Origin of the sequence: Brevibacterium jeotgali (assembly GCF_900169175.1) — a bacterium.
Taxonomy (GTDB): Bacteria; Actinomycetota; Actinomycetes; order Actinomycetales; family Brevibacteriaceae; genus Brevibacterium; species Brevibacterium jeotgali.
In genome coordinates this window covers 1-10,386 of sequence record NZ_FXZM01000023.1, presented here as the reverse complement: position 1 = coordinate 10,386, position 10,386 = coordinate 1, and the positions used below count along the sequence as shown (strand labels likewise).

The 10,386-nt window shown below is 62.0% G+C and carries 12 protein-coding genes and 1 pseudogene; 5 read left to right on the top strand and 8 right to left on the bottom strand.

From position 1 onward, the window contains the following. Window positions 1–205: 205 nt before the first annotated feature. The 7 genes and pseudogenes from BJEO58_RS14850 to BJEO58_RS14280 all read right to left on the bottom strand — a co-directional run bounded on the left by BJEO58_RS14850 (window position 206) and on the right by BJEO58_RS14280 (window position 6,120). Window positions 206–739 (bottom strand): hypothetical protein, encoded by a 534-nt coding sequence (locus tag BJEO58_RS14850; protein ID WP_144573849.1) that lies wholly within the window; start codon window positions 737–739, stop codon window positions 206–208. 412 nt (window positions 740–1,151) lie between these two features. Next, a complete protein-coding gene (locus BJEO58_RS14305; protein WP_101590136.1) occupies window positions 1,152–1,937 on the bottom strand; it encodes a (S)-acetoin forming diacetyl reductase in 786 nt (261 codons plus the stop codon). Window positions 1,938–2,072: 135 nt separating this feature from the next. Then, window positions 2,073–2,300, bottom strand: a complete 228-nt coding sequence (locus BJEO58_RS14300) for a hypothetical protein (protein WP_144573850.1) — start codon at window positions 2,298–2,300, stop codon at window positions 2,073–2,075. Window positions 2,301–2,560: 260 nt separating this feature from the next. Continuing rightward, window positions 2,561–3,217 (bottom strand): recombinase family protein, encoded by a 657-nt coding sequence (locus BJEO58_RS14295; protein WP_246076026.1) that lies wholly within the window; start codon window positions 3,215–3,217, stop codon window positions 2,561–2,563. Window positions 3,218–3,292: 75 nt separating this feature from the next. Further along, entirely contained in the window at window positions 3,293–4,102 is an 810-nt protein-coding gene (locus BJEO58_RS14290; RefSeq protein ID WP_101590134.1) for an AAA family ATPase, read from the bottom strand. Between the two features lie 286 nt (window positions 4,103–4,388). After that, a pseudogene (locus BJEO58_RS14285) lies at window positions 4,389–5,516 on the bottom strand (TnsB C-terminal domain-containing protein); the annotation flags it as partial. Window position 5,517: 1 nt separating this feature from the next. Next, window positions 5,518–6,120 (bottom strand): recombinase family protein, encoded by a 603-nt coding sequence (locus BJEO58_RS14280; protein ID WP_101590133.1) that lies wholly within the window; start codon window positions 6,118–6,120, stop codon window positions 5,518–5,520. 196 nt (window positions 6,121–6,316) lie between these two features. On the opposite strand from BJEO58_RS14280, the gene BJEO58_RS15405 reads away from it, so the two are divergent. From BJEO58_RS15405 to BJEO58_RS14260, 4 genes are all read left to right on the top strand, one after another. Continuing rightward, complete coding sequence (locus BJEO58_RS15405) at window positions 6,317–7,192, top strand: aminoglycoside phosphotransferase family protein (protein ID WP_101590132.1); 876 nt, start codon at window positions 6,317–6,319, stop codon at window positions 7,190–7,192. Between the two features lie 242 nt (window positions 7,193–7,434). Beyond that, on the top strand, window positions 7,435–8,328 hold the full coding sequence (locus BJEO58_RS14270) for a TIR domain-containing protein (protein WP_219617125.1): 894 nt from the start codon (window positions 7,435–7,437) through the stop codon (window positions 8,326–8,328). Further along, on the top strand, window positions 8,318–8,791 hold the full coding sequence (locus BJEO58_RS14265) for a hypothetical protein (protein WP_219617124.1): 474 nt from the start codon (window positions 8,318–8,320) through the stop codon (window positions 8,789–8,791). The genes BJEO58_RS14270 and BJEO58_RS14265 overlap by 11 nt, the downstream gene beginning before the upstream one ends. 140 nt (window positions 8,792–8,931) lie before the next feature. Beyond that, on the top strand, window positions 8,932–9,651 hold the full coding sequence (locus BJEO58_RS14260) for a hypothetical protein (protein ID WP_144573851.1): 720 nt from the start codon (window positions 8,932–8,934) through the stop codon (window positions 9,649–9,651). Here BJEO58_RS14260 and BJEO58_RS14845 read toward each other — a convergent pair. Continuing rightward, entirely contained in the window at window positions 9,621–10,004 is a 384-nt protein-coding gene (locus BJEO58_RS14845; protein WP_144573852.1) for a hypothetical protein, read from the bottom strand. The genes BJEO58_RS14260 and BJEO58_RS14845 overlap by 31 nt on opposite strands. A gap of 93 nt (window positions 10,005–10,097) precedes the next feature. Between BJEO58_RS14845 and BJEO58_RS14250 the strand changes: the two genes are divergently transcribed. Continuing rightward, window positions 10,098–10,386: transposase (locus BJEO58_RS14250; protein WP_180951963.1), on the top strand; the 289-nt coding region annotated here is incomplete at its 3' end.

Sequence of the window (10,386 nt, the reverse complement as noted above, 5' to 3'; positions counted from 1 at the left end):
CCGTCTTCATGGCGAGATCGGGCACGTGCCTCCTGTCGAGTTCGAAGTAGTCCACGCGCAGCTGCCTGCTCGGGCGTTGGCATCAATTTCCAGATAGAAATCCCTCTACAAAACTCGGGGCTTGACAAACACCTCAGAGGCACTGCATTGGGGTTCCGGAACCTGGGCCACTACATGCTCCGATCGCTGCTAGATACCGGAGGCTTCAGACCGGTTCTACACTCTCATTTACGATGAGCCGGATTAGTTCGACGCTGCGACCTGCCGAGTCGAAGTAGGACCAGCCACCGCCGCTGGGGAACGCGTCCCAGTACCAAAGGAAGGTGGGTGTGATCTCGAAGGTGGGTTTCACGAACCCGTGGTGTTCCCGGACAGCAGAGAAGAAGGCCAGCCCGCCGTCACCGTCGCGGCTTGCGGTTAGACCGTCGGAGAACGTCCCGTCGCTCCAGACCTCGACCTTGCCGATGTCATTTCGCCCCGACCAATCGGTACCCGATTGCAAGACGTGGTCTCGAGAACCGGCGTCGATGAGGATGCAGTGAGTGCCTCCGTGCATGTCGTCGGGCCGATCGAAATGTTCCTCGATGGTCAACCAACCCGTCGGGTCAGGACAAATGCGAAGCAGTTCTGCTTCTGGCCAAAGCCCTGGGGGATATCCGCCGCCAGGAGGAGCCCAGAGGCGCCCCAGAGTCGACGGGCCGTCATGAATTTCATAGCCCGGGATCAAAGGAAAGTGCATGCTCCAAGTATGCGCTGAAACATCGACACCCTGTCGTCTCGGATTTCGTTCGCCTCCGGCCGAAGTTTCGCCGTCCCGATCGGGGAACCCTCACCGGACACTACCGCCGCTGACCAGGTAGCGGGCTGGCCCGCCTGCTCGGGTGTCCCGTTGTGGCTTTCGGCGACAAGTGGCGGTCTTCTGTGATCGCTTGGTGGCGGCGCCGACCATGGGCTCAGGCGTGCCCGCAAGAGGATCCCCTAACGGCGAGGATCCCTAGAGCAGGCCAGTCGCAGGCTCATCGGTTGGAGATCGCTTCGAGATACCGGAGCCTCTCCTTTGAGGAACACCTTGCCGCCGTTTCGAGACGGTCTAGTTGCGGGTACGAAATGGCGGGCCAAACCTGAGGTTCGGCCCGCCAGGGTAGGGCGCGTCAGTTGAAGACCATGCCTCCGTCGACGACGATCGACTGGCCAGTGATGTAGTCGGAGTCCGAGCCGGCCAGGAACGAAATGACGTTGGCGACGTCCTCGGGCTCCGAGAGCCGGTCCAGGGTGATGTCCTGGGTGAACTGCTCCCATCCCCACTCCTCCGGCTGTCCGGCTGCCTCGGCAACTTCCTTGGCCAGGTTCTCCATCAGCGGGGTACGGACGATGCCCGGGGCGTAGGTGTTGACGGTGATGCCGTACTGGGCCAGGTCCCGCGCCGCCGTCTGGCTCATGCCCCGGACGGCAAATTTGGTCGCCGAGTACAGCGGAATGCCCTTGTTGCCCTTGTGGCCGGCCTGCGAGGCAGCACTGATGATCTTGCCACCGTGGCCCAGTTCCTTCAGCTTGGCGGTAGCTGCCTGGATGCCCCACAGGACACCCTTGACGTTGAGGTCGAAGATCTTGTCGAAGTCGGCCTCGGTCGCGTCCTCGATCGAGGTCTGCGGGGCGATGCCGGCGTTGTTGATGATGACATCGAAACCGCCGAGCTCGCTGGCGGTGGTCTCGACGGCGGCGAAGACGCTGTCACGGTCGGTCGCATTAACCTCGACGGCGATGGCCCCGTTGTCCTTGCCGCCAAGACTGTCGGCGACCTCGTTGGCGGTCACGGTGTTGAAGTCACCGACGGCGACCTTGAAACCGTCCCGGTGCAGGCGCTCGATCGCCGCCCGGCCAATGCCCTGACCGCCACCGATGATGAGGGCGACCTTGCCATTGTCCTGACGTGCCATGTGAAATCACTCCTTGATGAAAGAGCACTCTCTGTGCTGTTCAGTACAACAACTTCTAGTTTGAACTATTCCCTGTCATGGGTTCGCTGGAAATGACCTCCCACGCGGGAGTGTATGGCGGCCGGCGGCTGCGGTTCAGGTGTTCGGGGTGTCGTCCCAGCCGGGCATATCGAGGTCGGCCACGATGCCGTTGAACTCTTCCTCGATCTCGTTGGCCTCGCGCAATCGGCGCAGAGTCTCCTCGGGGTGTTCCTCATAGAACGTCGCATCGACCCTCGGCCGCCCCCGCACCGCACCGAACTTCCCCCCGAGTGCGCGCATATAAAGCTCCGTCAGAGACTCATCGTGCTCGTTGTTGCCCATCGTTCCCTCCCCCCGGCGTTGAGCAGCCGGCGCTTCCTCGTGGTCGTCATTCCAGCGGATCGCAAGCCCAGTCCCCCGACGCCGCCAAACCCTCGCTCAGCATCTCCCCCGCAGCCCAGCCAACCGGCAACCCGAACCGAAGCAGATGCCGGCACGGTGCCCCCAACCCGAGTGAGACGGTGAGGTCATGGCCCCTCGACCACGGCCCTTCCAAGGCAACCAAGGTCGAGCGCAGCGGAGACTTTGGGCGGCAGCCACATTCACCCCCCTGTGCCGCTGGAGCTGGACGGCTTCCCGTAAACACCCTTGCCGGCAAGTGCAGCGTAAAGAGTCTGCCGCGAGCATCCGTAGCGCCGCGCCACTTCGGTCTTCGGTACGCCCATCTCTACGAGCGCGCGAGCAGCATCAATGTCCTCGTCGCTGAGGCTGCGCTGCTTCTCGTAGGTTCCCTTGGCTTTGGCAAGTGCAATGCCTTCGGCTTGACGTTCTCGGATGCGGCTGCGTTCGAACTGCGCCATCGCGGACAGGAACGTGAGGAAGAGTTCTTGCATGGGCGATCGGTCATCCTTGGATACGGTGATTTGCTCAGAGACGAAGGTGACGGTGCAGCCCTTCTCGGTCAGCTCGTCCACGATCGCGTGGAGGTCTCGGGTGTCGCGGCCGAGGCGGTCGAGGCTCGCGATGCGGATCGTGTCGTGCTCGCGCACGTAGCGCATCAGTTCGGCAAGCCCCTTCCGCTTGGCGCGCGACTTGCCGCTCATCCGGTCCTCGAAGATCTTGTCGCACCGCCCGAGCGCCTGGAACTGCCGCGCGGGATTCTGCTCGACGCTGCTCACTCGCACGTAGCCGACGACCTGTCCGCGTGAGCGTTCATCCGACTCCGAGGACTCCATTGACAAGAGTGTCTGCCGTTCCATTTCCGAACCTCCTTTAACGGCATCCTCTGTGGATCTGATCGCTAGTTGGCGGTTTTCTGTGATCGCTTGGTGGCGTTAGTTGCCGATGACGAGGATGCTGGCGGCCGCTTCGATGACGTCGTCGGTGATGGTCTCGAGTTGGTTGATTTTGAGCACCCGTGTGATTTGAGGGAAGAGGCGTTCGAGAAGCCGGAAGTTGCCGCGCGTGATGCGCTCGATCGCGGCGATGGCTTGTGCGTCGGTGAAGTCATCGGGGTCGAGGGTGCGCCCGAGGCGTTTCCAGTGTCGGTCGAGGACGAACAGCAGTTCTTCGCGGCCCAGTGCCCGGTAGCGGTGTGAGAACCCGAGTCGGGAGTACAGCTGGGGGTAGTGACGGAAGCGCTGGTCAATGCCGGGCATGCCGATCAGGATGATCGCCAACTGGTGGCGGTAGTGGTGATCGCGGAGCAGTTCGAGCGCGGTCGGGGTCAGGCGCTCGGCCTCGTCGATGATCAGCAGCTCGACCCACCTGGTGATGTCGCCAACGTGGGCGCCGGTGACTTTGCCGATACTGCGCTGGTGTTCGTCGACGCAGCTCCCGAGCCTGATTTGGAAGTGCTCGATCTCGCGCATGAGTTGTCTGTGCCGAGGCAGGACCTCCGGGGTGTAGAACACGGTGCGGGTGCGATTGGCGGCGGCGTAGTGTTTTGCGTCGTCGTCGGTGCGGGGACCCCATTCGGTAATGAAGGGCTCCAGAGTGTCCCAGTGGGCGTAGCGGCGGGCCGACAGGGTCTTGCCGACTCCGGCGTCGCCGTGACAGATGCCGATCGTGTGTTCTTTGCGCACGGCGGTGGCGAATTCGATGAAGCGGCGGTGTTCCTTGGTGACGATGAAGTCCTTGGTCATCATTCATCCTCTTCGTAGGTGCGCAGCTTCGACCGCCGGATGGCAGGTGCGGTGGTGCGGGGTTTCTCGCGGTCGGCGGTGCGGGGGTGCGGGGTTTCTCGCGGTCGGCGGTGCGGGGGATGCGGTCGTTGAGGTCCTTGCGCAGTTGCCGGCGGCGGGCCCGGCGTGCGGTCTCGATCTCGCGCAGGCTCAGCCGCTGGTTCGGGTGCGCTTCGTCGATGGCGACGCAGACGAAGGTGTCGTGGTCGTAGACGCGGATCTCGGAGACATCGCGCGGGTCGTAGCGGATCGTGACCGGGTGGCCGACGAACGGCGCCAGGGTCGGTGAGAGGTAGCGCTGGCCTTGGAAGTGGATGCCGTCGCGCTGGACCGTGCGATGTTTGGGCACCGTCAGCAGCAGTCCGTCGAGTTCGTCGAGAGTCTCGGGCATGCGCGGCAGCCACCCGTCTGCGATCCAGGCCGTTTTCGGGCTCGTCCCGATCTCTCGATGGGTTCGCTCGTTGTATACCGTGATGAACCCGCCGATCGCCTGATCAAGAGCAGCAAGATCCAGCGATGGTTTCGGCTTCGTCCCGGCTGCGAGGTAGCCGGGCAGGGTGGAGAGGAGCTCGGTGTTCAGTGTGCCGAAGAAGCGTTCGATCTTCCCCCGGCCCTGCGGGCGGCCGATGGTGGAGAAGATCATCCGGATCTTCAGGGCGGCGGCGGTGTATTCGAGATGGTGGCTGGTGAAGTCACTGCCGTGGTCGATGTGGAGGACATCGGGGATGCCGCACATCGCCCACGCGGGCTCTTCCTTGCGCCAGATCGCCTGCCGCAGCGCCAGTGCCGTGTTCATCGCCGAGGGAGCGCCGGTGAAGACCATGTACCCGCAGATCGCGCGGGAGTAGTCGTCGATCACGGTGGTCAACCAGGGCCGCTCCGGTGTGCTGTTCGCGCTGGTGATGAGGATGTCGAGTTCGGTGTGGTCGGCCTGCCAGGTCGCGTTCGGTCGCTCGGCGCGGTGACGGAACACGAGTTCGTGGCGATCGCGGTAGGCAGTCGGCCCGTCCAGCGTGAGTGTCACCAGCGCTGGATCCAGCGCGCCGACGATGTTGCGCACTGTCGCGTAGCTTGGAGCTGGATGGTCCAAGCGTTCAGCTTCGGCGACCGTGAGCCGGTGCAGCGCGGCGATGCTCGGACGGGGGCGGGTCAGCGCGAGGCGCTCGACGAATGCGACGAGTTCGGTCGGTGTACGCCGGGTGCCGGCGTCTGTCCGACGCTGTGGTTCGAGGGCGGCGATACCACCGGACTTGTAGAGGTGGTGCCAGCGTTCCAGGGTGCGCAGGGCGGTGCCGGTCTCCCTGGCCAGGGCTGTCAGCGGGATGTCGTCCTCGACGTGCAGTCGAAGGATCCTCCACCGGTCCAGCCCGTCCATCTCACACCTGTTCGGACACCGCGTCGCGAACGCGGGCGGCCTGCTGGTGGCGATAGAGCGTCGCGCGGGACCAGCCGACCAAGCGGGCGGCGGCTTCGGCGGTCCGTCCTTTCGCACGAGCGTCTTCGGCGATCACGAGTTTCTCCGCGATCACGTCCGGGTCGACCGGAGGTCGACCGAAACGGGTGCCGTTCTGCTTCGCCGCGGCGATACCGGCATTGACTCTTTCGGTGATCAGCTCGCGCTCGTACTCGGCCAGGGTGGCGAGCATCCCGAGCATCATCCTGCCCGACGAGGTCTCCGGATCGATGCTGTCCGAGATCGACCGGATCTTCACCCCTCGCTCGCGCAGCAGGTTGACAGTGTTGAGGACATCGATCAGGGACCGACCGAGCCGGTCGATCCGCCACACCACCACGGTGTCACCGTCCTGGGCGTAGTCGAGGAGGCGCTTCATGCCGGGACGCTCCGCTGCGGTCCTGCTGCCCGAGGTCACATCGGAGAACACATCTCGCTTCTGCACTCCGGCACCGACCAGCGCGTCCACTTGCAACTGCGCGTCTTGACCGGCGGTGCTCACCCGCGTGTATCCCAACAACCTCATCTCTCAAGCATGACTCACAAACCCCTAGAAAGCACGGCACCGAGACGGTTTCCAGTGAGACGACTTTCCGAGGCGAACGCGAGAGCACAACGGCGCGGAAGGCATGCTTCATAGGACCACGGATTTGATGTCTCACAAAGCTGTAGGTTTCCGCGACGTAGTGCGGCCGATCGTCTTCGGGCGCTAGCGTGGAACGATGAGAGACGCGCGGGAGGCTCTAGTTGAAGCTGCGCTGTCCCGGCGGCCGGAGCACCAGTGGCATGCGGGCGACTTGCATCACGGGGCCTTCCATCTCGTACTGACCGCCCCTGACGGCCCATCGATTCGCGCCACACTCGGCCAACGCGGACGCGAACGCAGTCGACGTGAGGCGAACACGCTCTTGACCCTGGAAGCGGCACAACTACCGCTCACCATCCCGCAAGTCCTCGACGGCCCTCACTGGGCGAAACCTCCACGGACATGGATCACCTCTCTAACCACAGTGCCAGGGTCGCCTGCCGCTGATCTGACTACCTGCTCGGCCCAGAGGATCTCCGCCTATGCAGCAATCTTGAACACGCTCCGAGCAGCGTCATCGGCATGCGATTCTTTGCCCCCGGTGAGAGCGTGGTGCGGCGGAGACCGATGGCCGGACATCGTGCAACGCGACTTGATCCCACGACTCGGAACGCCAGTCGACGGTGTCGCCGCGGAGCGGGTCGAGACCTTGCTCGAGGCTGAAAGCCATGTGGCGTCCACTCTCTGCCACGGCGACTTCGGCCCTCACAACATTCTGTGGTCCGAGGAGAACGTTGCTTCTGTCATCGACTTCGACCATGCCTGCATGGGCGATCCCGCAATCGACATCGCACCACTCATCAGCTTCCATGGTGCGTCGCGCTTGGCATCACTCGACTCAGTGGAGACAGTTCGAAGAGCGATGCTCCACCGCGCCCCGCTCCCACTACAGGTCACCGCTTCTGCGCATCTAGCCGGGCTAGGTCAGCTCCGAGACCACGCTCTTGCGAACTTCGCCCACCGCTCTGCCGAACGCACCCTGTTCGACCCCAACGGAGAGACACCAGATTGACAAGAGGCGCACCGCGCCAAGTAGCGCTGGGAAAACCCCGCCATCAACCGTGCACACCCACAATTTTGGGACCTCCTTTGACAGCATCGTCTCGTCTGCGTCTGGCACTGTCAAAGAGGTGTGCCTACCTTGACACCCCAACTTGGAGAGAAGCTCATGCTGGAGCAGTCGAACAGTCGAAACCGTGTCCGTGGTGACCGATATCATCTGAACATCGGACCAACTAACAAGAGGATCAGATCGTGCCGACAACTGCGGACGGAGGGGTCGACCCTCGCAAAGTATTCGTGATCCATGGGCGGAACGAGCCTGCCCGTCGAGGGCTATTCGCGTTCCTACGCTCCGTCAACCTCGCTCCCATTGAATGGTCCGAGGCCATCACCATGACTGGCAGCGGGTCGCCATACATTGGAGAAGTGCTGAACGTAGCATTCAGTGCCGCGCAGGCCGTTGTCGTACTCCAGACGCCAGATGACGTGGCACATCTTCACGAGTCCCTTACCTATCCAGGGGACCCGGAGACCACCCCGCAGATGCAGCCGCGTCCGAACGTCCTCTTCGAGGCCGGCATGGCACTTGCTCGCGACGAGAATCGAACGATCATCGTGGAGCTGGGGCAGCTAAAGACGTTCAGCGACATCCACGGGCGCCATGTCGTGCGACTGGACGACAGCGTCCGTAAACGCCAGGAGTTGGTCAACCGTCTAAAGACAGCCGGATGTGCGGTAGAAACGGACGGTAGCGACTGGCATGAGGCAGGAGACCTTACCCCTCCTGCTGGACCAGGTAACGGCTTGCCGTTGGGTCGAAAGCTTCCGTCTTCGCAGACCTCGGGGCAGCCTCGACTCGGAGTAACGCTTTCGGCGGGGAACAAGAACATGCAACGCATGACCATCACGAACCACGGACCGGGTGACGTGTACGGCCTTGACTTTCAGATGGAGCACCGTGAGGATACCCGCGAATGGCGCGAGGAAGGATTCCCCGTGCCAAGGCTGCCCGAGGGTAAGTCGGTCACTGCAGCGCGCCATTTGACGCTGTCCTCCACCACACCGCCATACTTCAACGTTCTTCTCACCGGTACGACCGCAGATGGGGTAGAAATTCGAGCGGAGGAGTTCGTCAGTGGGCGATGAGTATGAGATCGAAGTGTCCGTGGATTTCCCAAGCGACTCAGACGGCTTCATCCGCCGCGAGTGCCCACACTGCCTCCAGCAGTTTAAGTGGCACGATGGCCCAGCCAACGAGGAGGCCGAGAGACACCCGGAGGCAGAACTATATAGCTGCCCCCTATGCGGGCAGTCCGCAGAAGTCGACTCTTGGAACACTCAAGAGCAGGTGGACCTCGTGGAACAAATGGCTATGCCACAGATCATGAGACACGTAAATGAAGATCTGGACGCGATGTTTAGAAGCATGAAGGGGATTACCTACACACGGAGCACCGACGAATACCCTGACGAGTCAGTACCCCTGACAGAGCCGGATGACATGATGATCGTCGCGTCACCTTGCCATGGATACGAGCCCGTGAAGGTGCCAGAGGACCACACCGGCCCTCTTCACTGCCTGGTGTGCGGGGCTCCATTTACCGTTTGAAAATGACCTTCGATCCGACAGTTCGGCGCGTCAACGAGAGAATCCGTCTCAACGCATCTAACCACACCGCACACATAGGTCCATGCACTTCTGGATAGCGGCTATGCCTAGATTAATGCAACCAACCGAACAATGAGCAAGTGAACCGTCAGGTCGAGGGGCACAGAAGCTTCAGTATGGCGTACGCGGACCACACGCGAGATTCGCTTCTATCTGTTTCAGTCGATGGCAATGTTCACCGCATTATCCGTCAGTCGGCCGGAACGCGGAGCGATGAGCTCTCCAATATCTTCCGCAACGCCGATCGAAAATGCCTGCCGAAAAGGAACTTAACAATGAACGAAGGGGCCGCCTGGTTCGCCGACCGCGAAATCAAGAGCTTCTTGAGCGAAGCAGAGTCTGAGTTTATAGCAAGAAGTATACTCAGCTCAGTTAATACAAATCTCGTTGATGACTTGGTTTTGATGTGGAAAAAGGCGGACCGCCTGGAAGAACTCCCAAAAGTGAGCGAGTGGCTTTTCAAAAAGTTCGGTGAACTGCGAGGAGCTCAACCTTTGGAGGCAGAAACTCATTACGCCCTATCCGAGCTGGCATGGATAGAAAGCGGGCTTTCCGCAGCGGACAAGGCGCATATCTACGTACTCGGCTCCAAAGCGTGGCGGGACTTTCTAGACGCCGCCAAACGAAAGCAGGTAGAGGATGATAGCGAATTGCAGGACCTCTATCTACAGCACCACCTCGATCTCGGCATCGCGATTGGCATCTACCTCGAGCAACAACCATTACCGCCCTATTTCGAAGACGCCGCTAGCACCGCGCACGAAATAGCTCACCGCGCGTTCCAGGCACCGTACTGGTAAGACAAGACGCCTGTGACAGAGGGCGGGACGACCTTGGCGACCTCCGAGACGAGCCCTGCCGCTAGTTTCCGGTCCACCTCTGACTCAGTTCTCTGCTGGAGCGCCCGCATTCCGTCGCCAACTTCCTCTTCCTGGATCATCTGCTCCAGCACCGCCCACCGAAACACCGCTGCTTCCGCATCTGCCGGCAGACCAGTCCACCGTGACGGCAAGTCCGCTACCTTCGAAACCGGGCCACCACGCCCGATGATGAGCACCAGTGCGATGACGCCAAGGGTCCACCCACACACCGCTACCCCACCGACGACGATCGCCCACTCACGCCCGAGCACTCCGGCCAGTGCGGTAAGCACCGCCGCCGAAATGAGTCCGCCGACTGGGGTTAGCCTCGAGTTGTAGACACCCGAGATAGCGGGATCACGGGTTCCGCTGGAAGGATGTCTGGCATGTCGTCAAGCAGAAAGCAACGACGGTCGTACACCGAGGACTACAAGCGCGAAGCCGCGCATCTGGTCATCGATACAGGCCGCTCGATCGCGGCAGTGGCTGCGGAAATCAACGTCGGTCCCCAGACGCTGGGCAACTGGGTGCGGCAGGAGAAGGACCGCCTCCACGGGGACGGAAAATCCACCGGTCCGTTGGAAGAAGACGAGCGGTCGGAGTTGAAGCGGCTACGGCGGGAAGTGTTCGAGCTGCGGGAAGACAACGCGTTCCTGGGAAAAGCGGCAGCCTTCT